The following is a 21713-nucleotide window of genomic DNA, read 5'->3' as shown; positions in this document are numbered from 1 at the left end:
GGAAGTCAGTCGTCGGCGAGGGCGGCCAGACGAGCCTCTTCGTCGGCGGCGATGCAGCTGTCGACGACCGGTGCGAGCGCGCCGTCCATGACCTGATCGAGGTTGTAGGCCTTATAGCCGGTGCGGTGATCGGCGATGCGGTTCTCAGGGAAGTTGTACGTGCGGATGCGCTCGGAACGGTCCATGCCGCGGATCTGCGAACGGCGGGCATCGGATGCCGCGGCATCCCGCTCCTCCTGCTGCTTCGCGAGCAGCCGCGCCCGGAGCACGCGCATGCCCGCCTCGCGGTTCTGCAGCTGGCTCTTCTCGTTCTGCATCGAGACGACGATGCCCGTCGGAACATGCGTGATGCGCACCGCGGAGTCGGTCGTGTTGACCGACTGCCCGCCCGGTCCCGACGAACGGAAGACGTCGATCTTGAGATCGTTCGGGTCGATCGTGACCTCTTCGGGCTCGTCGACCTCGGGAAACACGAGCACGCCCGTCGTCGACGTGTGGATGCGGCCCTGCGACTCGGTGGCGGGCACGCGTTGCACGCGGTGCACGCCGCCCTCGTACTTGAGGTGGGCCCACACACCCTGCGAGGGGTCGGACGACGACCCCTTGATGGCGACCTGGACGTCCTTGAAGCCGCCGAGGTCGGATTCGTTGCGCTCCAGCAGCTCGGTCTTCCAGCCGCGCGACGCGGCGTACTGCATGTACATCCGCAGCAGGTCGGCGGCGAAGAGAGCGGATTCCGCTCCCCCTTCGCCCTGCTTGATCTCCATGATCACGTCGCGCGCGTCGTCGGGGTCGCGCGGGATGAGCAGTCGGCGGAGGCGCTCCTGCGCCTCGCGCAGCCCCTCTTCGAGGACCGGCACCTCAGCGGCGAACGCCTCGTCGTCACGCGCGAGCTCGCGCGCCGCCTCGAGGTCGTCGGACGCCGCGACCCACGCATCGTGGGCCGCGACGATCCGCGACAGTTCGGCGTACCGGCGGTTGACGCGCTTCGCGCGCGCGGCGTCGGCGTGCACCGCGGGGTCGGAGAGCTCCTCCTGGACCGCGCGGTGCTCGTCGAGCAGCCCCCGGACGGACTCGAACACGATCAGCGGATGCTGTTGTCGTGCGCGTTCGGCGCCGGGATCGACTTCTGCATCTGCACGAGGAACTCGACGTTGGACTGCGTCTCCTTGAGCTTGTCGAGGATGACGCCGAGGGCGTGCTGCTGGTCGAGCCCGGCGAGGGCGCGGCGCAGCTTCCAGGTGATCTTGACCTCGTCGGACGAGAGCAGCATCTCCTCGCGACGCGTCGACGAGGCATTGACGTCGACGGCCGGGAAGATGCGCTTGTCGGCCAGCTGACGCGACAGGCGCAGCTCGCTGTTGCCCGTGCCCTTGAACTCCTCGAAGATGACCTCGTCCATCTTGGATCCGGTCTCGACGAGCGCCGTGGCGAGGATCGTCAGCGAGCCGCCGTTCTCGATGTTGCGCGCCGCGCCGAAGAACCGCTTCGGCGGGTAGAGCGCCGACGCGTCGACACCGCCGGTCAGGACGCGGCCCGACGTGGGCGCCGACAGGTTGTATGCGCGTCCGAGACGGGTGATCGAGTCGAGCAGCACGACGACGTCGCGGCCCAGCTCGACCAGACGCTTGGCGCGCTCGATGGCGAGCTCGGCGACCGTGGTGTGGTCCTCGGCGGGACGGTCGAAGGTCGACGCGATGACCTCGCCCTTGACCGTGCGCTGCATGTCGGTGACCTCTTCGGGGCGCTCGTCGACGAGAACGACCATGAGGTGCACCTCGGGGTTGTTCTGCGCGATGGCGTTGGCGATCTGCTGCAGCACGATCGTCTTGCCCGCCTTGGGCGGCGCGACGATGAGGCCGCGCTGGCCCTTGCCGATCGGGGCGACGAGGTCGATGATGCGCTGGGTCAGCTTCTCGGGGCCGGTCTCGAGGCGCAGCCGCTCCTGCGGGTACAGGGGCGTGAGCTTGCCGAACTCGACGCGGGTCGCCGCATCCTCGACCGACAGGCCGTTGATCGAGTCGACCTTGACGAGCGCGTTGTACTTCTGGCGGCTCGACTGCTCGCCCTCGCGGGGCTGCTTGATCGCGCCGACCACCGCGTCGCCCTTGCGCAGGTTGTACTTCTTGACCTGGCCGAGCGAGACGTAGACGTCCTGCGTGCCCGGCAGGTAGCCCGTGGTGCGCACGAACGCGTAGTTGTCGAGGACGTCGAGCACGCCGGCGATCGGGATGAGGATGTCGTCCTCGTTGATCTCGGTGTCGAACTCGTCGCCACCGCCCTGGCCGCGGCGCTTGTTGCGCTGACGACCGCGGCCGTTCTGGCCCGGGGCGTCGTCGTCGTCGGGACCGGCGTTGCCGCCCTGGTTCTGGTTCCCGCCCTGGTTCTGGTTCTGGTTCCCGCCCGGGTTCTGGTTCCCGCCCGAGGCCTGACCGTTCTGGCCCTGGTTGCCCGCGGCGCCGTTCTGGGCATTGTCCTTGTTGCGGTTGCGGTTGCGGCTGCGCGACCGGCTGCGCGAGCGTCCGGACGATTCGCCCTCGCCCTCGCCGCCGTCCGTCTTCGCGGACTCGTCGCCGTTCGACTCGCCCTCGGCGGCCTGCTCGGACGGTGCCTCCGAGGCACTCTCGGCGGGTGCCGCGTCGGCGGCGGCCGCCTCGTCGCTCGAAGCCGCCTCGGGCTCGGCGTCCTTCTTCGCGTTGCGGCCACGACCGCGACCGCGTGCGGTCTTCTTCGGCGCCTCGGCGGGCTCGGCATCGGCGGCGGCCTGCGCGTCGGCGGCGGGCTGCGCATCGGCGCTCGGCGCCTCGGCTTCGGCGGGGGCCTCGACAGCCTCGGCACCTCCCGCAGCGTCAGCGACGGCCGTGTCGGCGACGGCCGTCTCGGCAACGGGAGCATCAGCAGCGGCAGCAGCGTCGGCGACGGGTGCCTCGGCGGGCGTCTCGTCGGCGGCGGGCGCCGGCGCGACATCCGTGCTCTTCGCACGGCGGGGAGCGCGCTTGCGCGGCGCCTTCGCCGGCTTCTCGGCGACCTCCGCGGTGTCGACGGGGGCCTCCTCAGCGGCCGGTGCCGTCTCTTCGGGGGCGCTCTCCGGGGCGGATGCGTCCGGTGCGGGCTCGGCGGGAGCCTCGGCAGCGACGTCGGCGACCTCCGCCTCCTCGGGAGTCTCCTCCTCGGGGGCGGGAGCCGCGGTCGTCGCGTCTTCGGCAGGCGCGTCGGCGACGACGTCCTGCTGCTCGGCGGACCCCTCGGTCGGGGCGTCGACGGTCTCGTCGATCGTCAGGTTCTCGGAGTTGGACTCCACGAGTTCTCCTCTTACACGGTGGACATGACAGAACCGCGTCGGCGCCGTCCACGGCGGGCGCCCTCCACCTGCCACACGCGTCCGGCCGACGGCACGGGGTATGGATCAGGGGTGTTCGCGGTGATTCGCAGAATTGCGACGGAGGCTCAGATCACAGTGGTGTGGAACCCTCCGTATGGTCCCTCACCATACCACCGCGTACATCGACGGCCAGCATCCGCGCATCCCACGGGGTGTCTGTGATATCGGCGGCGATCCTGGCGGCGGCGAGACGCTGCCCGGGACCGTCCGCGAGCACCAGCACGCTCGGGCCCGCGCCCGACACGACCGCCGCGAAACCCTCCGCGCGCAGAGCGCGGACGAGCCGGTCGGTCTCGACCATCGCCTGCGCCCGGTACGACTGGTGGAGCTTGTCCTCGGTGGCGGCGAGCAGCAGGTCGGGGCTCTGCGTGAGGGCCGCGACGAGCAGCGCCGATCGCGAGAGGTTGAAGATCGCGTCCTCGCGCGTCACCTGCAGCGGATCGAAGCCGCGGGCGACAGAGGTCGACATCGTGAAGTCGGGCACGAACACCAGCGGCGCGACGCCGCGATGGACGAGCAGCTTCTTGTGCTGCGGGCCGTGCTCGTCGACCCAGGCGATCGTGAGGCCGCCGAAGAGGGCCGGGGCGACGTTGTCGGGATGTCCCTCGAGCTCGGTCGCCAGACGCAGCAGCGCCTCGGCGCCGATCTCGACGTCACCGGCGAGCAGGCCCTTGGCCGCGAGCAGGCCCGAGACGACGGCGGCGCCGGACGAGCCCATGCCCCGCCCGTGCGGGATCGCGTTGACGGCCTCGAGCCGCAGACCCGGCATCGTGCGTCCGAAGGCCTCGTAGGCGTACGCCATTGCCCGTACCACGAGGTGCGAGGCGTCGGTGGGCACCTCGCCGGCGCCCTCGCCCGAGACGGTGATCTCGAGGCCCGGCTCGGGCAGCTCGGTCACGATCAGCTCGTCGTACACGCTGAGGGCGAGCCCGAGGGTGTCGAACCCGGGGCCGAGGTTCGCACTGGTCGCGGGCACGCGCACCTGGACGGAGCGGCTCATGCGATCACCCGGGCTACGCCGACGAGAGACGTGTCGGTGCCGGTGCCGATCGCGGACGACATGGCATCGCGGAGGCGCGCCACGTCAGTCGCCCTCCACGCGCAGGACCGACACGACGCGCTGCACGACGCCGCTCGCGCTGAGGGCGGCGACGGCGTCGCTCAGGTCCTGCTCGCGTGCGAGGTGCGTACCGACGACGAGGCGGGCGGTCTCGTCGCCCTCCGTTCCGACGATCGACTGCTCGAGCGTCGCGATCGACACCCGTCCGTCGCTGAGCAGGCCCGCTACGGCGGCGAGCACGCCCGGACGGTCCTCGACCTCGAGGGTGATCTGGTACCGGGTGGTCACGTGCCCGATGGGGACGACGGGCAGGTTCGCGCGGGTGGACTCCCCCACGCCGACCCCGCCGGCGATGTGGCGGCGAGCCGCCGACACGACGTCGCCCAGCACGGCCGAGGCGGTCTGCACACCGCCGGCGCCGGCGCCGTAGAACATGAGGTCTCCCGCGGCCTCGGCCTGCACGAACACGGCGTTGTTCGCGCCGTGCACGCTCGCGAGCGGGTGCTCACGGGGAACGAGAGCCGGGTAGACGCGCACCGAGATCGTCTCTCCCGAGGGCGACACCTCGGCGTCGGAGAGCCGCTCGCACACCGCCAGGAGCTTGATGACGAAGCCGGCCTTGCGCGCGGCATCCATCATGTCGGCGTCGATGCGGGTGATGCCCTCGCGGTGGACGGCGCTCAGCGGCACCGCCGTGTGGAAGGCCAGCGACGCGAGGATCGCCGCCTTCTGCGCGGCGTCGTACCCCTCGATGTCGGCCGTGGGATCGGCCTCGGCGTAGCCGAGGGCCTGCGCGTCGGCGAGGACCTCGGCGAAGTCGGAGCCTTCGCGGTCCATGCGGTCGAGGATGTAGTTCGTCGTGCCGTTGACGATGCCCATGATGCGCTGCACTCGGTCGCCGGCGAGCGAGTCGCGCAGCGGGCGGATGATCGGGATGGCGCCGGCGGCCGCGGCCTCGTAGTAGATCGAGGCACCGACCTGGTCGGCCGCCTCGAACAGCTCCGGACCGTGCGTGGCCAGGAGCGCCTTGTTCGCGGTGACGATGTCGGCTCCGGCGCCGATCGCCTGCAGGATGCTGGTGCGGGCGGGCTCGATCCCGCCCATGAGTTCGATGACGATGTCCGACCCGACGAGCAGCGACTCGGGGTCGGTCGTCAGCAGCTCGCGCGGCAGGTCGACGTCGCGCGGCGCATCGAGGTCGCGTACCGAGATGCCCACGAGGTCGAGAGCCGCACCGGCCCGGTCGGCGAGCTCGTCCCCGTGCTTGAGGAGGAGCGCGGCGACCTGGGAGCCGACGGCTCCGGCGCCGAGCAGCGCGACGCGCAGGCGGCGGTAGTCCGTCACTTCGACCCGCTTCGCTGGCTCGGTGTTTCGCATTCGGCTCCTTCGGTGGGGATGCCCGCGTCGCGGGCGAGCAGGTCGTCGATGGTCTCGCCGCGCACGATCACGCGGGCGCTCCCGCCCGCGACCGCCACGACCGGCGGGCGCGGGACATAGTTGTAGTTGCTGGCGAGCGAGAAGCAGTAGGCACCGGTGGCCGGCACGGCCAGCAGGTCGCCGGGAGCGACGTCGCCGGGCAGGTACTCGGCGTCCACGACGATGTCTCCCGACTCGCAGTGCCGTCCGACGACCCGCGACAGCGCCGCGGGAGCGTCGCTCGACCGGCTGGCGATCCGCGCGGAGTACGCCGCGCCGTACAGGGCGGGACGCGCGTTGTCGCTCATGCCGCCGTCGACGCTCACGTAGAGACGCTCGAGCTCGTCGCTGACCCGCACGGGCTTGGTCGTGCCGACTTCGTACAGCGTCACGCCGGCCCGGCCGACGATCGCGCGTCCGGGTTCGAACGCCAGGGTCGGCAGCGGGATGCCGTGTGCCGCGCACTCGCGCGCCACGGCGGCGACGATGCCGTCGGCCAGCTCCTCGATCGGGGTGGGGTCGTCGACGCTCGTGTAGGCGATGCCGAACCCGCCGCCGAGGTTCATGACGGGGACCTCGCCGTCGGCGAGCAGCCGGGCGTGGACGGAGACCAGGCGGGATGCCGACTCGGCGAACCCCGCGGTGCCGAAGATCTGCGAGCCGATGTGGCAGTGCAGCCCGATGAAGCGCAGCGAGGGCAGCTCGCGGATCCGGGCCACGACCGACTCGGCGTCGGTCAGGGCGAATCCGAACTTCTGGTCCTCGTGGGCCGTGGCGAGGAAGTCGTGCGTCTCGGCGTGCACACCGCTGTTCACCCGGACGAGGACGGGCTGGACCGCGCCCCGGGCGGCGGCGATCTCGGCGAGCCGATCGATCTCGATAAGACTGTCGACGATGACCGAACCGACGCCGAGCTCGACGGCCCGGGCGAGTTCGAGCCGCGACTTGTTGTTGCCGTGCAGCCCGATGCGCGCCGGGTCGGCGTCGGCGGCGAGCGCGACGGCGAGCTCGCCCCCGGTCGCCACGTCGATCGCGAGGCCTTCGCCGGTGACCCAGCGCACCACCTCGGTGCTCAGGAACGCCTTGCTCGCGTAATACACGCGGGCGGTCGTGCCGTGGCGGGCGGCGGCGGCGGCGAACGCCTCGCGCACGCGACGCGCCTCGGCGACGACGGCATCCTGGTCGAGCACGTAGAGGGGCGTGCCGAACTGGGCGGCGAGGTCGGCGACGCTCACGCCCGCGATCGAGAGCACACCGGCGTCATCGCGCTCGGCGCGCGGCGGCCAGACGGCTTCGACGAGGTCGTTGGCGTCGGCGGGAGGGAGCAGCCATTCCGGCACGGCGGGGCGGACGTCGGACGCGGACACGGGAACACCAATCGGGAGGAGCGCTGACCGTCCGGCAGACGGGGCCGCGACGGTGCCGCCAGTCTAGGACACCCGCCGCACGGGCCCGATCCTCGTGACGTCGGGCGTCGAGGCCGCCGCAGTGCGCTTCGTCACCGCCCTCCGGGCGCGGTGTCATCGCCCGCGAGGCGCTCGATCGCGCGCCGGATGCGAGCCGCGCGCGCCGCGTCGGAGGGCGCGCTGAGGATCGGATGCAGCACCGCGTACCGAGCCGTCGCTCCGAGAGCGGCGAACCGCTCCGACGCCGCGGGATGCTCGGCGAGTGCCGCCACCAGGTCGGGAGGCGCGACAGCCGCGGCCGGACCGGCATAAGCCCGGTCCCACCTGCCGTCGGCACGGGCCCGGTCGATCTCGACCTGCCCGCGGGGGCGCATCCGCCCCTCGGCGATCAGGCGCTCGATGAGCCCGACATTCCGTTCGGACCAGATCGAGCGCGCTCGTCGCGGCGTGAAGAGCTGCAGGAAGGTGGTGGCGTCTCGGGAGTTGCGCCTGCCGTCGATCCAGCCGCTGCAGAGGGCCTCGTCGAGAGCCTCGGCGTAGGTCAACGAGGTCGGGTCCGTCACCCCCTTCTTCGCCATCACGACCTGCACCCCGTCGGATGTCGACTCGTTGGCGTCGAGCCAGGCCCGCCAGGCCGCCGCATCCGCCACGATCAGCGGCGCGGGGCGCTCATCGACCGCTGCGGTCATCGTCCCTCCCGCTTGTAGCCTGGCGCAGGAGGTCGAGATGAGCAACGACAGCGCGCAGGGGCCCGAGCTCGAGGAACGCATCGGCGCCCTGAAGGAACGGATCTACGCGACCGTCACCGGTCTCGCGATCCTCGCAGGGCTGCTGACGGCCGGTCACGTGACGGTCGGCGAGTCGATCTTCGCGCTCGTCGTCGGCATCTTCGCGATCGCTGCGGCGGGTTTCGTGGCCGAGGTCATCGCGCATCAGATCGGTCACCGGCAGTTCCCCCGCGGGCGCGAGCTCGCCGTCATGGCCCGAACCGCCGTCGTCGCCCTCGGGACAGCGTCGTTTCCGCTGCTCGCACTCCTGCTCGCCCTGGGCGGGCTGATCGACCTCGACACCGCCCTCATCATCGGCATCGTCGTCGACGCGGCGGTGCTGGTCGGGGTCGTGCTCCTCGCGAGCGCCCGTACGGGGCTGAGCATCGTGCAGCGACTCGTGGCGTCGACGCTGCTGCTCGGCCTCGTCGCCCTCGTGGCGGTCGCGCTGCTGCTCGCCCACGGTCACTGAGCACCGCTGCCGCCGCGCGGACCGCGAGCGGCTCGCGGGTCAGGAGCAGGTGCCGTCGGCCTGCAGCGACGCGTCGCGGATGATCGCACCGTCGACGTCGACCTCGGCCACCAGCGCGGACGGCTCCACGTGCACCTCGCGCAGCGTCAGCCCCGCGGGCAGCCGGTCGCGGATGCAGATCGGATAGTCGCGAACGACGCCGTCGACCACGGAACCGAATCGGTCGCGCAGTCCGTCGCCGGTCAGTTCGGCGTTGCCGAGCCGGACCGCGGTCGGCGTGAGCACGATGTCGCCGTCGACGGCGCTCGGAGTGAGATCGAGACCGACGGCCACCGACACGGCGAAGACCGGCATGTCCACGTCGACCGTCACGTTCGGCGGGTCGAGGGTCAGCCCGGCGCCCGAGACGCCGGACACCTGCGAGAGCAGGATCTCGAGCTGATCCTCAGCGAACACGACGGTCGCGTCGGCCGAGCCGATGTCGCCGTCGCCGCGGATCGGCACGTCCGTCGCGCGCACCGAGACGTCGGCGAGCACGTCGCCGAGCGGCACGTCGTCGCTCGCGATGTCGAGGCGGTCGAGGCTGCCTCCGATGACCTGCGGCAGCACCGGCTCGTCGAATCCGACGTCGATCTGCTGGTCCTCCGGAAGCGCGAGCTGGGTGATGACCTGCTCGCGCACCGTGTTCGTCAGGATGCTGCGCGTGATGCTCTCGGCGATGAACCAGGCCGCGACGGCGAGCCCGACGACCACCACGAGGGCGATGATCCAGGGAAGCGCGCGGCGTCGGCGGCGCGCGGGAGCGGCGCTCGCCTCCGGCAGCGGGAGGGTCGGCTGCGTCGCACCGCTCACGTCGTCACATCCGTTCGGGCGCGCTGACGCCCAGCAGGTCGAGGCCGTTGCGGAGCACCTGGCCGGTCGCGTCGTTCAACCACAGGCGCGTGCGGTGCGTGTCGGTGACCTCCTCGTCGCCGAGCGGCGTGACCCGGCAGGTGTCGTACCACCGGTGGTAGAGGCTCGCGAGCTCTTCGAGATAGCGGGCGACGCGGTGCGGCTCGCGCAATTCGGCGGCGAAGGCGACGATGCGGGGGAACTCCTGGAGGGCACCCAGCAGAGCCGATTCGGTCTCGTGATCGAGCAGCTCCGGAGCGAACGCGTCGCGCGTCACACCCGAGTCGGCGGCGTTGCGCGCCACGTTGTGCGTGCGCGCGTGGGCGTACTGCACGTAGAAGACAGGGTTGTCGTTGGTGCGCTTCTGCAGGATCTCGGGGTCGAGTGTCAGAGGCGAGTCGGCCGGGTAGCGCGCGAGCGAGTACCGCAGCGCGTCGGTGCCGAGCCAGTCGCGCAGGTCGTCGAGCTCGATGATGTTGCCCGCACGCTTCGACAGGCGCGCGCCGTTGATCGAGACGAGCTGCCCGATGAGCACCTCGATGTCCTTCTCCGGGTCGTCGCCCGCGGCACCCGCGAGGGCCTTCAGACGGTGGACGTAGCCGTGGTGGTCGGCGCCGAGCAGATAGATCTTGTGCGCGAAGCCGCGGTCGCCCTTGTTCAGGTAGTACGCGGCGTCGGCGGCGAAGTAGGTGTACTCGCCGTTCGAGCGCCGGATGACGCGGTCCTTATCGTCGCCGAAGTCGGTGGTCCGCACCCACACGGCGTCGTCCTGGTCGAACACGTGCCCCTGCGCACGCAGCCGATCGACGGCCTGGTCGACGAGGCTCGGGCCGCCATCGGCGGGCGTGGTGTGCAGCAGCCGCTCGCTGAAGAAGACGTCGAAGTGGACGTTGAACTTCTCGAGCGAGTCCTTCAGGTCGGCCATCTGCAGCTCGTACCCGAGGTCGAGCGCGATCTGCTCCTGCTCGTCCTGCGGCAGGGTCAGCAGGTCGGGGCGAGCGGCGAGCACGCGCTGCGCGAGCTCGTCGATGTAGGCGCCCGGGTAGCCGTCCTCCGGAGTCGGCTCCCCCTTCGCGCTCGCGAGCACCGAGCGGCCGAACCGCTGCATCTGCGCACCCGCGTCATTGATGTAGAACTCGCGCACGAGCTCGGCGCCACTCGCGAGGAGCAGCCGGGCGATGGCGTCGCCGAGGGCCGCCCACCGCGTGTGACCGATGTGCATCGGACCGGTGGGGTTGGCGCTGACGAACTCGAGGTTGATCGAGTTTCCGGTCTGACTGTCGTTGCGTCCGAAGGCCGAGCCGAGCTCGACGATCTGGCGGGCGAGCGCGCCGGCGGCGGCGGCATCCAGACGGATGTTGATGAACCCGGGGCCGGCGACCTCGACCGAGGCCACTCCGGGGGTCTCGGCGAGCGCGTCCGCGATCTCGGTCGCGAACTCGCGGGGGTTGGTCCCGACCTTCTTCGCGAGCTTCATCGCAGCGTTCGAGGCCCAGTCGCCGTGGTCGCGGTTCTTCGGCCGCTCGAGGACGAAGTCGGCGGCGGTGAGACCTTCGCTCGACCCGGGGCGTCGCGCCTCGGCGAGGGGGGCGACGACGGACAGGAGTGCTTCGGCGAGGGCATCGGGATTCATAGCCCTCCGATTCTAGGCGGGCTGTCGGTGCCTCGCGGATGAACGCGACGGCCGTCGGACTCAGGCGATGGAGACGAACGCCTCGTGGTCGTCGGCGGACGCGTCGTCGAACGCCGCGTCTCCCCCGGCGACCTCGGCGTCCACGCGAAGATGCGTGAGCGCGATGTTGCCGCCGTAGTAGCTCAGGAACGCGCAGTCCGCGGCATCCCGCCCGGTCGCGATGCGGACGAGACCGCGCCGGTTCGAGAGCCGGGTCGCGTCGATGACGTGCCACGCGCCGTCGAGGTAAGCCTCGGCGACCGCGTGGAAGTCCATGGGTCGCAGGCCCGGCGCGTAGCAGGCGGCGTACCGGGCCGGCACGTCCATCGCACGCAGGAGGGCGATGACGAGGTGGGCGTAGTCGCGGCACACGCCCTGGCCGCTCGCGAGCGTCGTCACCGCGGAGTCGGTGCCGAGGCTGAGCCCCGGGGCGTAGGTCGTGCTCGTGGCCACGAAGTCGCTGATCGCTGAGACGAGCTCGCGCCCCTGCAGGCCGCGGAACTGCCGTCGCGCCTGCGCGAAGACCTCGTCCGACTGCGCGTACCGGCTCGGACGCAGGTAGGCGATCGCGTCGAGGTCGCTCGTCGGGGCCGGTGCGGCGGTGCCGTCGACGACCGCTCGGTAACGAACGACAACCGTGCCCGGCGCGCCGGAGATGCGGTGGATGCGGCTACCGGCCGGGTCGCCGGGCGGGTCGACGAGCTCGGTCACCGGCACCTCCTGCCCGGCCAGCGAGACGCTCAGGCGCTCCTCGCTGAACGACGCGGCGCGCGACGCGGCGACCTGCAGGATGACGTCGACGGGACCGGTCATCTGGAGGTCGAGTTCGGCCGTCAGGATGCGCTGCACCGGGCAATCCTCGCACGCGCGAAGCAGCCCTCGGGTCGGGTCGCGTCCGGGGGCGTGGCAGGCTGGATTCCGACCCTGAAACCCCGGAGCGCACCATGGCGAAGACCGTCACCCTGATCCGCGCGGCGGCCCTGTCGGACGCCGCCGAGTACGCGTACGCCGCCACCGCGCCGGCGGACGCCCGGCTCGTCTTCCTGGCGGGATCGTGCCCGCTCGCGGCCGATGGAACCACCGTCGGCGTCGGGGACTACGCAGCTCAGGCGGCATCCTGCATCGACAACATGCGGGTCGCGCTCGCGGCCGCCGGAGCCACGATCGAGGACGTCATCAGCACGCGCGTGCTCGTCGCATCGTCATCGCAGTCCGACCTCGTGACGGCGTGGGAGGTCGTGCGCGACGCCTTCGGCGACCACGACGTGCCGAGCACCCTCCTGGGTGTGACCGTGCTCGGCTACGACGACCAGCTCGTCGAGATCGAAGCCGTCGCCGCCGTCCGCGACTGACCGCCCGCTGCGTCGCGACGGGCGGGTGGCCGCGTAACGCGTGTACGTGCCTGACGATCGGATGACGTACCCTCAGCGTGTGCAGAGCCGAAACGACCGTCCTCGCCGCAGGACCGTGTGGGCGGTCTCGGCGATCTCGGCAGCCGTCGTCGCCCTCGCGTTGACGGCGTTCCTGCGCCCGTGGTCCGCCCCCACCGCCGCGCCCGTCGCCGCCGCCGACGGAGCGGTCACCGCGGTGGATGCAGCTCCGCTCGCGCTCCCCGCCGGTGCGCGCGTGCTGATCTTCGGTGACTCGTGGACCTACGGCTCCGCAGCATCCGACCCGACCCTCGGATACGCCTACGTCGTGGCCGAGCGCACCGGCTGGACGACCATCGTCGACGGAGTGCGCGGCAGCGGATACCTCAAGCCCGGCATCGACGGACCGGCGTTCGGCGAGCGGATCGCGGCGCTGGATCCTGCCCTCGACCCCGACCTGGTGATCGTGCAGGGTTCGATCAACGACCGCAAGCAGGGCGAGACGGGCTACCGCGACGCCGTGAACGCCGCGTGGGATGCGCTGGCCGACACCTACCCCGACGCCCGCATCGTCGTCCTCGGACCCGCGCCCCAGGTGCTCCCGGTCGAGGCGCAGACCGCGCGCATCGACCGCGACCTCGCCGACCTCGCCGCCGCGCGAGGCTGGTGGTACCTCTCCCCCATCGCGGAGGACTGGATCACCGACGCGAACTACCTCGATGTGATCGACACGAGCGCGACCGGTCGCGACCACCCGTCCACCGCCGGCCACGCCTACCTCGCCGACCGTCTCGCGTCCGACATCGCCGCCATCACCGAAGCACCCGCCGTCGCCGCCGAGCCCGCGCCGGAGCCCCTCGTCCCCTGACGCGCGTGGTCGAATCACGACCTCGCGCGGTGATAGTCTCGATCGGCACGCCTCCGTAGCTCAGGGGATAGAGCGTTGGTTTCCGGTACCAAAGGTCGCTGGTTCGATTCCAGTCGGGGGCACACACGGAAGAAGGGGAGTCGGTTCGCCGGCTCCCCTTCGCCGTACCGCAACCGATCAGTCGGCCAGGTGGATGCCGAAATCGGTCCGGCCGGGATGGATGTCGCTGCGCAGCGCCCGCGTTCCCTGGTAATCGCCGTCGCGCAGCGCGCGGTACCGCCGCGGCTGCTCCATCCCGAGGCCCGCGATGCGAGCGCGCAGGCGCTCCGTCTCGCGGTCGACGCCGGCGACATCCAGGCCGTCCGCGTCGTAGACGACGTGCAGGTCGAGGGCCTCGATGCCGACGTACCAGAGGGCGCCGTGGGTCAGCGGGAAGAGCAGCGAGCCGAGGTCTCCGCTGATGCCGCGCTCTCCGATCGAGCGTTCGTCCTCCCCCACCGTGACGACCACGAGCGCGCGCCGTCCCGAGAGTCCACCGTCGCCGTAGCGGCGCGGGACGCCGAGCTCGGGGTCCATGTCGCCGTAGGCGAATCCGTTGGTGAGCACGCGGTCGATCCAGCCCTTGAGGATCGCGGGCGGCCCGTACCACCACAGCGGGAACTGCAGCACGAGCAGCTCGGCGGCGGCGAGCTTGCGCTGCTCCTCGATGACGTCGTCGGGGAACGCGACCTGCCCATACGTACCGCCGGGCGCTCCGGAGGCCCGACCGAGGGTGACGTCGAGCTCCGGATCGGTGAAGACGGGCCGGAAGCCGTCGGCGTACAGATCGGATGTCGCTACGGTGTGCGTCTTCGCCAGCTCGGCTGTGCCCTCGCGGAACAGGTGAGCGTTCAGCGACGAGCCGCGCGGGTGGGCGAGCACCCAGTGCGCGGTGTTCGGCGTCGGTTCGTGCGAAAGGGTCATGATGCCTCCGGTCGGTCGTCGGATGGGTGAGCAAGGGCGTGCAGCACGCGGGACAGGGCCGAACGGGCAGAGCCGGCGCTGATGCGGTGCTCGAGCACCGCGCGCGAAAGAGAGTCGCCGGCGCCGACCACAGCTCGCGCGGCGGCGTGGTCGAACCGCCCGCCGCAGGTCGCGAGCGCCTCGCGGCACAGCGCGAGATAGGCCTCCTCCGCCTCGCGGCGCACTTCGGCGAGGGTCGCCGAGCCGGCCAGCGCCGACACGACGTCGGCGAGCTCGCGCCCCTCGGCGAGCGAGCAGTCGATGTAGGCGCCGGCGACGGCGGCGCACACCGAGCCGAGCGTCGGGTCCGCGCCCGCCAGTGCTGCGGTCAGGCTCGCGCGCTGCTGCTCCTCGAACGCCCGGTAGAGCTCGGCGAGCGCGCCGGCGCGGTCGCCGAAGTGGTCGTAGACGATCGGCTTGGTCACACCCGCGCGTTCGGCGAGACGCCCCAGGGTGAACTCGTCGGTCCCCGCGTCGTGAATCAGCTCGCGGGCGACGGCCAACAGTTGCGCCCGCCGCTCGTGTCGCGGCATCCGGCGCCGCGGTCCTTCGTCGTCCATCTCGCCCCCCTTAAGTTACCGATAGTAGCTTAGGGGGCGAGACTGGGCTGGGTTCACCCGGCAGATCGCGCCCACATCCTCACGAGGAAGGGGCGCGATCTGCCATGCGAGCATGCCGGGCGACCGGCCGACCCGGTCAGTTCGTGATCAGCTCGCTGTCGGCAGCACCCGGGAGCACCTCGCGCAGCAGGTCGTCGAGCGTGACGACCCCGAGCAGCCGGTCGCCGTCGACGACCGTCGCGAGCTGCACGTGCCCGCGGCGCATGCGTGCGAGGGCGTCGTAGGCCGAGGCGTCCGGGCCCACGACGAGCGCTTCCCGGGCGATGTCGATCGCCGGAGTGTCAGGAGCGACGGCGAGGGTGTCGCGGACGTGCGCCACCCGGCTCGAGGCCCCCTCACCCACCAGGATGCGCAAGTGGCTCGACGACGCGGCGACGGCCTGCACGTCGGCGGCGGTCGCCGTGACGGGCACCGACGTAGGCACGCGGTCGGTGCGCACGATGTCGCCGACGGTCAGCGAGCCGAGCGCGATCGCGCGGGCGATGGGCTCGGAGTACTGCACCTCGAGCGTCCCCGCCGCGCGCGAGTGCGCGACGAGCTCGCGGATCGTGTCGGCATCCTGACCGCCGGCGGCGGCCTTCTCGACGGGCTCGACGCCCGACGCCTTCACGAGCCGGTTGGCGATGTGGTTGATCCACAGCAGGAACGGACGCAGCGGCCACGTGAGAGCACGCGCCGTGATGCCCGTGGCCTTCGCCGCAACCTCGGGATGCGCGATCGCCCACGACTTCGGGGCCATCTCGCCGATGACGAGGTGGAGGAACGTCACCACGATCAGGGCCAGCATGAAGGCGATGATGTCGGCGAGGACGTAGGGCAGACCCCACTGCTCGAACACGGGCGCGAGCGCGTAGTCGATCGCCGGTTTGGTGATGGCACCGAGCAGGAACGTGCACGCAGTGATGCCCAGCTGGGCGAAGGCGAGCATGACGGTGAGCTCGTTGACACCGCGCAGCGCCGCGCGCGCAGACGCGCTGCGGTCGGCCTCCTCTTCCAGCCGGTGTCGCCGGGCGGCGAGCAGCGCGAACTCGACGATGACGAAGAACGCACTCGCGACGATGAGCGCGATCGTGATAATCGTAACGACCCACCAGCTCATCGGGTGACCTCCTCGTCGGGCGCGCCGGCCGCGACGACGGCATCGCCGCCCCCGGTATGGGCTGTCAGCTCGGCATCATCGGCGTCGGCGTCGAGATCCACCTCGTGCAGACGCACGACGAGCTCCGACGGGACCAGTCGGGCGACCTCGGCCACCTCGACGTCGAGCCAGCGCTGCATCCGCAGGCCCTGCACGGTCTCGGACGCACGCTCGGGCAGGTCGATGCGTACGACCGCGCCCTCCGGCAGCAGGTCGCCGTGCTCGCTGATGATGAGTCCGGCGATGGTCTCGGCGTCGTCCCTCGGCAGGTCGTAGCCGATGAGGCGCTCGACCTCGTCGAGGTGGATGTCGCCGGGCAGACGCCAGTGGTCGTCCCCGACGCTGACGATCTCGTGGACGTCGAGATCGTGCTCGTCGGAGATCTCGCCGATGACCTCTTCGGTCAGGTCCTCGATCGTGAGGATGCCGTCGAAGTTGCCGTACTCGTCGACGACGCACGCGAGCTCGTTCCGCGTCTGCCGCATGCGGTCGAGCGCGACGGGCAGCTGCATCGTCGTCGGCAGCACGACGGCCTCGCGCATCATGGTCGACACCGGCGCGTCGTCGGCGTAGTGCCCGCGCAGCAGGTCGATCAGCTCGACGACACCGACGGGGTCGTCCTCGTGGCCGATGACCGGGTAGCGCGTGTGGCCGGTGGCCATCAGAGCGCGCACCTCGCCCACCGTGGTGTCGGGCGAGATCGAGTCGATGCGCGAGCGCGGCACCATCGCGTGCTCGACGTCGCGCTGCGGGAAGTCGAGGATGCGGTCGATGATCATCGACAGATCGTCGGGGAGGTCGCCGCTCGCGCGGGACTCCTCGATGATGGCCTCGAGGTCGCGGGCGGTCGCGCTCTCGTCGACGTCCTCGAGCGGCTCGATGCGGAGCAGACGGAGCAGGGCGTTGGCTGCGACGTCGAAGACGGTGATGAGCCAGCCGAAGAGCAGCAGGTAGATGCGGGTGGGCACCGCCAGCGCACGGGCGAGCGGCTCGGGGCTCGCGATGGCGAGGTTCTTCGGATACAGCTCGCCGAAGATCATGGTCACGACGGTCGCGAGCACCAACGCGCCCACGGTGCCGATCAGCACCGAGACGGCCGGGTCGATGCCGACGCCGCCGAGGAGCGTGCCGATCGATTCGCCGATCAGCGGTTCGGCCACGTAGCCGATCATCAGGCCGGTCACGGTGATGCCGAGCTGCGCGCCCGAGAGCATGAAGGACGTGCGCTTGGTGATGGCCAGCACACGTGCTGCTTGCGCATCGCCCTTCTCGGCCCGGGCGGCCATGCGCGACCGATCGACGGACATGTACGCGAACTCCTGCGCGACGAAGAAGCCGCAGGCGGCGATGATCGCCAGTGTCAGCAGGATGCCGAGCAGCAGTGTCAGAACTGCCTCGATCATTCGGATTCACCCCCTCTCTCAGCGAGGGGGTACGAAGATCGACCCTCCTGGTCGGTGGAGGAATGGCGATTGCTCACGGGTGTTCTTTCTCGATAGGGCACGGGTGGGCAATCACAGGATAGCGGCATCGGAGACGGCCGGCGCTGGCAGCATCCGGGCGTTACGTCTGACGCTGTAACGTGGGCCTCACCCGGTCACGGTCCGCCGAAGGTCGCGGTGAAGATCCGCGCGACGAAGCGCATGGGGGGCTCCACCGCGATTCTCGGCGCATCGCGATTACAGTTGCGGGATGTCCGCTAGCAGAGTCGGTCGCCCGCACACGCAGGGCATCACGGAGGACCTCCTCCGGGCCGCGGAACGGGTCATGGCCGAGAAGGGCTTCTCCGCCCTCACGGTCGACGGACTCGTCAGCGAGGTCGGCACCACGCGGCCGACCTTCTACCGCCGATTCTCCAGCACGGCGCATCTCGCCTTGACGGTTCTCCAGCGCCGGTTCGGTGCGGGCGCCCAACCGGACACGGGCACCCTCGCCGGCGACCTGCGCGCGATGCAGCGCGAGGAGGTGGCGATGCTCGCCGACCCGGTCATGCGCAACAGCATCGTCGGACTGCTCGGCGCCGCCCGGACGGCACCCGAGCTCTCGGCGCTCTACTTCAGCGAGTTCATCCGGCCACGTCGCGACCGGGTGCGGCGCGTCATCGACGCGGCTGTGGCGCGAGGCGAGCTCGAGAGCGTCGACGTCGACAGCGACGAGATCTCCGACCTGCTCATCGGTCCGGTCCTGGCCCGCGCTCTGCTGCCGCTCGGCGCGCCGCTCGACGAGCACCTCGCCGACCTCACGGCACGCTCGGCCCTGCTGCACCTCGGGGTGCGCACGGCCGACTGAGGGACGAGGCCTGCCGCCGGATCGGCGCCGCCGGCGCGCGGTCCCGTCCCCGGCGCCGCGCGTCGGCCCCTCAGCGGATGCGGAACCTCGCCGCCGTCAGGTCCTCCGGCCGGGATGACGCTCCGACGAGCACGTCGAATTCGCCGGGCTCGACCACGCGGCGACCGCTCGCGTCGACGATCGTGCAGGCAGCGGCCGCGAGCTCGATCCGAACCGTGCGCACCTCACCGGGGCTCAGCTCGACCTGCCGGTAGGCCTTGAGCTCGCGGTCGCACCAGCTGGCGCTGGTGACGACGTCGCGCACATAGAGCTGCACGGTCTCGCGCACGGGACGGGCGCCGGTGTTGCAGACCTCGACGTCGACCACGACCGTCCCGGCGGGATCGACCTCGGTGTCGGCGAGCGCGACGCCGCGGTACTCGACGGTCGTGTACGACAGGCCCTGCCCGAAGGCCCACGCCGGCGCCTGGGTGAGGTCCGCGTACCGGTCGCCGTGCTGACCGCGCACCTGGTTGTAGTAGGTCGGCTGCTGCCCGACGTGGCGCGGGAACGAGATGGGCAGCCGTCCGGAGGGCTCGATGGCCCCGGTCAGCAGCTCGGCGAGCGCGGCGCCGCCGGCCATGCCGGGATTGGCGGCCCAGACGACGGCTGCCGCCCTCGAGACCGAGGCGGGCAGGACGAGCGGTTTGGACGCCAGGAGGACGACGACCACGGGAACGCCCGTGTCGATGACGGCGTCCAGGAGCGCCCGCTGCCCGCCGATGAGCTCGAGGGTCGCGGTCGAGCGCCCCTCCCCCACGAGTTCGATGCGGTCGCCGACGACGGCGACGACCACGTCGGATCGCTCGGCCGCGGCGACGGCGGCCGAGATGAGCTCGTCGTCCGGCTCGCATGCATGGAGCACGGGCGGTCGTGGCTGCCCGTCGGGGAAGGTGGGCCCGGCGGGATCCGGTTCCAGGGTGAGGATGTCGGCGCCCCGCGCGTGGACGACATCCCACGGCGCGATGCTGCGCAGACCGTCGAGCACGGTCGTGATCATCTCGCGCGGCTGCCCGTCGAGCCAGCCGGCCTGACCCGAGCCACCCGCCCAGTCGCCCAGCTGCGTCTGCGCGTCGTCGGCGAGCGGTCCGACGACCGCGACGCGCCTCGTCCGCTCCGGATCGAGCGGCAGCACGCCGTCGTTCTCGAGCAGCACGAGCGAGCGACGAGCGACCTCGAGGTTGAGCTCCCGGTGCGCCGCGGCTCCCACGACCTCGTCGCGGTTCGCGGCGGGCAGCCGCGGGTCCTCGAACAGACCGAGTTCGAACTTCAGGGTGAGGATGCGCGCCACGGCGGCGTCGAAGGCGTCCGCTACAAGCAGCCCCCGCTCGACGGCCTCGAGTGCACCCTCGAAGAACCGCGGCGTGGTCATGACCATGTCGTTGCCGGCGGTCACCGCCGCCGCAGCCGCGTGGACGTAGTCGGGCTGCACGCGCTGCTCCCAGACCATGCGTCCGACGTTGTCCCAGTCGGTGATGAGGGTCCCGCCGTATCCCCACTCGCCGCGGAGGACGTCGTTGAGCAGCCAGTCGTTGGTCGTGATCGGCACGCCGTCGGTCGTCTGATAGCCGAGCATGAACGTGCGGCACCCTTCGCGGGCGACGCGCTCGAACGGCGGCAGGAACCACGACCGCAGTTTGCGTCGCGAGATGTCGGCCTCGCTCGCGTCGCGGCCGCCCTGGGTCTCGGAGTAGCCGGCGAAGTGCTTGGCGGTGGCGAGGATCGCCGATGGGTCGCCGAGGCCCGTCCCCTGATACCCGCGCACCATCCCCGAGGCGAGCTCGCCGATGAGGAACGGATCTTCGCCGAACGTCTCCCCTACTCGGCCCCAGCGCAGGTCGCGCGCGATGCAGAGCACCGGCGAGAAGGTCCAGTGGATGCCGGTGACCGCGACCTCCTCGGCGGTCGCCCGCGCGACGCGTTCGAGCAGATCCGCATCCCAGCTCGCCGCCATGCCGAGCTGGGTGGGATAGATCGTGGCCCCGGGCCAGAAGGAGTGGCCGTGGATGCAATCCTCGCCCACAAGCAGCGGGATGCGCAGGCGCGTGCGCTGCGTCAGCTCGCGCGCCTCGAGGATGCGTTCGGGCGACGTGTGCAGGATCGACCCGACGTGACGCGAGAGCACGTGGTCGGCGAGGTCGTCGCGCGCGTCGAGCTGCAGCATCTGCCCGACCTTCTCCTCGAGGGTCATCCGCGACAGCAGGTCGGCGACGCGTTCCGGGATCGGCAGGGCGGGCTGGCGGAACGGCGGCGCGGGGGCGATGGTGGGGCTCGTCATCGGTCGGTGGCCTTCCGGTCGGGGGATGCGGGTGCGCGTACCGCGGTGACGGCGTCGTTGACGTCGAGCCCGCGCTTCTTCATCGCTCGGGCGCGTTCCCCGGCCGATCGGAGGCGCGGGTTGACGTATTCGTCGATGCCGAAGTTGATGAGCGAGAGCGCGACGCCCAGGAACGCGATGCACAGACCAGCGGGGATGTACCACCACCAGTAGTCCGGGAAGGCGCCGTTCTGCTGCGCCCAGAACAGGATGGTGCCCCAGTTGAGGTTGCTGATGGGGATGACCCCGATGAAGGCCAGCGTCGTCAGACCCAGCACCGCGGCGGTGACGGTCCCCACGAAGCTCGAGGCGATGATCGCCATGAGGTTCGGGAGCATCTCGACGAAGATGATGCGCCGCAGCGGCTCGCCGTTGGCGCGGGCCGCCTGGATGAAGTCGCGGTTGCGCAGCGACATCGTCTGGGCTCGGAGCACGCGGGCGCCCCACGCCCATCCGGTGATCGCCAGCACGGCGGCGATGAGGACGAGCGGCGGGTTCTCGAACTGCGACGCGACGATGATGATGAGCGGCAGCCCCGGGATGACGAGGAAGACGTTCGTCAGCGCCGAGAGCGACTCGCTGCGCCACCCCCGCGTGTATCCCGAGATCACGCCCATCACGACGGCGATGGCCGTGCCCATGATGCCCGCGAGGAACCCGACGACGAGCACCCCCCGCGTGCCGTAGACGATCTGGCTGAAGACGTCCTCGCCCATGTGTGTCGTGCCGAGCAGATGCGCCCCCGACGGGGCCTGCCGGAGGGCCGAGTAGTCCTTCTCGAGCGGCCCGTAGGGCGCGATCAGATCGCCGAACACCGCGACGACGACGAACACCGCCAGGATGGCGAGTCCGGCGAGAGACTTGCGGTTCCCGAACATCGCGAACGACGAGCGCAGCTGGGTCGCGAACGTGCGCTCGGCGGGAGCCGCCGGCGGAGCGGCGAGCACCGTCGCGGTGGCGGGGCTGCCGATACGGTCGGGGGTGGGCTGATTCGGGGACGTCAT

19 protein-coding genes and 1 tRNA gene are annotated in these 21713 nt (G+C 71.2%); 5 read left to right on the top strand and 15 right to left on the bottom strand.

Annotation, left to right across the window (positions count from 1 at the left end):
• Nucleotides 1–5 precede the first annotated feature (5 nt).
• The 6 genes from prfA to BLT21_RS13065 form a co-directional block, all read right to left on the bottom strand.
• Nucleotides 6–1082 (bottom strand): peptide chain release factor 1, encoded by a 1077-nt coding sequence (prfA, locus tag BLT21_RS13090; RefSeq protein ID WP_091502844.1) that lies wholly within the window; start codon nt 1080–1082, stop codon nt 6–8.
• 2 nt (nt 1083–1084) lie between these two features.
• Nucleotides 1085–3301 carry a transcription termination factor Rho gene (rho, locus tag BLT21_RS13085; RefSeq protein ID WP_091502842.1) on the bottom strand — a complete coding sequence of 739 codons (2217 nt, stop codon included), beginning with the start codon at nt 3299–3301 and terminating at the stop codon, nt 1085–1087.
• A gap of 151 nt (nt 3302–3452) precedes the next feature.
• Nucleotides 3453–4382, bottom strand: coding sequence for a homoserine kinase (gene thrB / locus BLT21_RS13080; RefSeq protein ID WP_091502841.1), 930 nt, complete (start codon nt 4380–4382; stop codon nt 3453–3455).
• An 84-nt stretch (nt 4383–4466) separates the two neighbouring features.
• On the bottom strand, nt 4467–5786 hold the full coding sequence (locus BLT21_RS13075; RefSeq protein WP_091502839.1) for a homoserine dehydrogenase: 1320 nt from the start codon (nt 5784–5786) through the stop codon (nt 4467–4469).
• Nucleotides 5783–7225, bottom strand: coding sequence for a diaminopimelate decarboxylase (gene lysA / locus BLT21_RS13070; RefSeq protein ID WP_091502838.1), 1443 nt, complete (start codon nt 7223–7225; stop codon nt 5783–5785). The genes BLT21_RS13075 and lysA overlap by 4 nt, the downstream gene beginning before the upstream one ends.
• Before the next feature lie 131 nt (nt 7226–7356).
• Nucleotides 7357–7953 carry a YdeI/OmpD-associated family protein gene (locus BLT21_RS13065; protein ID WP_091502836.1) on the bottom strand — a complete coding sequence of 199 codons (597 nt, stop codon included), beginning with the start codon at nt 7951–7953 and terminating at the stop codon, nt 7357–7359.
• 37 nt (nt 7954–7990) lie between these two features.
• Here BLT21_RS13065 and BLT21_RS13060 point away from each other — a divergent pair, with 37 nt between their 5' ends.
• Nucleotides 7991–8503, top strand: coding sequence for a hypothetical protein (locus BLT21_RS13060; RefSeq protein ID WP_091502835.1), 513 nt, complete (start codon nt 7991–7993; stop codon nt 8501–8503).
• 39 nt (nt 8504–8542) lie between these two features.
• Here BLT21_RS13060 and BLT21_RS13055 read toward each other — a convergent pair whose 3' ends face one another.
• The 3 genes from BLT21_RS13055 to BLT21_RS13045 are packed head-to-tail and all read right to left on the bottom strand — an operon-like array spanning nt 8543 to nt 11915.
• Nucleotides 8543–9355 carry an LmeA family phospholipid-binding protein gene (locus BLT21_RS13055; RefSeq protein WP_091502834.1) on the bottom strand — a complete coding sequence of 271 codons (813 nt, stop codon included), beginning with the start codon at nt 9353–9355 and terminating at the stop codon, nt 8543–8545.
• A gap of 4 nt (nt 9356–9359) precedes the next feature.
• A complete protein-coding gene (locus BLT21_RS13050) occupies nt 9360–11027 on the bottom strand; it encodes an arginine--tRNA ligase (RefSeq protein ID WP_091502833.1) in 1668 nt (555 codons plus the stop codon).
• A gap of 60 nt (nt 11028–11087) precedes the next feature.
• Complete coding sequence (locus BLT21_RS13045) at nt 11088–11915, bottom strand: transglutaminase-like domain-containing protein (RefSeq protein ID WP_091502831.1); 828 nt, start codon at nt 11913–11915, stop codon at nt 11088–11090.
• 95 nt (nt 11916–12010) lie between these two features.
• Between BLT21_RS13045 and BLT21_RS13040 the strand changes: the two genes are divergently transcribed.
• The 3 genes from BLT21_RS13040 (at nt 12011) to BLT21_RS13030 (ending at nt 13426) form a co-directional block, all read left to right on the top strand.
• Nucleotides 12011–12418, top strand: a complete 408-nt coding sequence (locus BLT21_RS13040; RefSeq protein ID WP_091502830.1) for a RidA family protein — start codon at nt 12011–12013, stop codon at nt 12416–12418.
• Nucleotides 12419–12497: 79 nt separating this feature from the next.
• On the top strand, nt 12498–13304 hold the full coding sequence (locus BLT21_RS13035) for an SGNH/GDSL hydrolase family protein (RefSeq protein ID WP_256336071.1): 807 nt from the start codon (nt 12498–12500) through the stop codon (nt 13302–13304).
• 49 nt (nt 13305–13353) lie between these two features.
• Nucleotides 13354–13426 (top strand) — tRNA-Arg (locus BLT21_RS13030).
• Between the two features lie 55 nt (nt 13427–13481).
• On the opposite strand, the gene BLT21_RS13025 is transcribed toward BLT21_RS13030, so the two are convergent.
• The 4 genes from BLT21_RS13025 to BLT21_RS13010 form a co-directional block, all read right to left on the bottom strand.
• The gene (locus BLT21_RS13025; RefSeq protein ID WP_091502827.1) at nt 13482–14267 is read right to left on the bottom strand and encodes an NAD(P)H-dependent oxidoreductase; all 786 of its coding nucleotides are present in this window, start codon (nt 14265–14267) and stop codon (nt 13482–13484) included.
• Entirely contained in the window at nt 14264–14866 is a 603-nt protein-coding gene (locus tag BLT21_RS13020; RefSeq protein ID WP_218125823.1) for a TetR/AcrR family transcriptional regulator, read from the bottom strand. Before BLT21_RS13020 ends, BLT21_RS13025 begins: the two co-directional genes overlap by 4 nt.
• 136 nt (nt 14867–15002) lie before the next feature.
• On the bottom strand, nt 15003–16025 hold the full coding sequence (locus BLT21_RS13015) for a CNNM domain-containing protein (protein ID WP_091502825.1): 1023 nt from the start codon (nt 16023–16025) through the stop codon (nt 15003–15005).
• Entirely contained in the window at nt 16022–17467 is a 1446-nt protein-coding gene (locus tag BLT21_RS13010; RefSeq protein WP_091502824.1) for a hemolysin family protein, read from the bottom strand. Before BLT21_RS13010 ends, BLT21_RS13015 begins: the two co-directional genes overlap by 4 nt.
• A 289-nt stretch (nt 17468–17756) precedes the next feature.
• Here BLT21_RS13010 and BLT21_RS13005 point away from each other — a divergent pair, with 289 nt between their 5' ends.
• On the top strand, nt 17757–18353 hold the full coding sequence (locus tag BLT21_RS13005) for a TetR/AcrR family transcriptional regulator (RefSeq protein ID WP_091502822.1): 597 nt from the start codon (nt 17757–17759) through the stop codon (nt 18351–18353).
• A gap of 70 nt (nt 18354–18423) precedes the next feature.
• Here BLT21_RS13005 and BLT21_RS13000 read toward each other — a convergent pair whose 3' ends face one another.
• Nucleotides 18424–20670 carry an exo-beta-d-1,3/1,6-glucosidase gene (locus BLT21_RS13000; protein ID WP_091502821.1) on the bottom strand — a complete coding sequence of 749 codons (2247 nt, stop codon included), beginning with the start codon at nt 20668–20670 and terminating at the stop codon, nt 18424–18426.
• Nucleotides 20667–21713 (bottom strand): ABC transporter permease, encoded by a 1047-nt coding sequence (locus tag BLT21_RS12995; RefSeq protein ID WP_091502819.1) that lies wholly within the window; start codon nt 21711–21713, stop codon nt 20667–20669. The genes BLT21_RS13000 and BLT21_RS12995 overlap by 4 nt, the downstream gene beginning before the upstream one ends.

The sequence above is a fragment of the Microbacterium sp. cf332 genome (assembly GCF_900102175.1).
In the GTDB taxonomy this organism is placed as follows: Bacteria; Actinomycetota; Actinomycetes; order Actinomycetales; family Microbacteriaceae; genus Microbacterium.
Note: the sequence above shows the minus strand (reverse complement) of the source record. Positions and strands in the feature narration are given on the sequence as shown.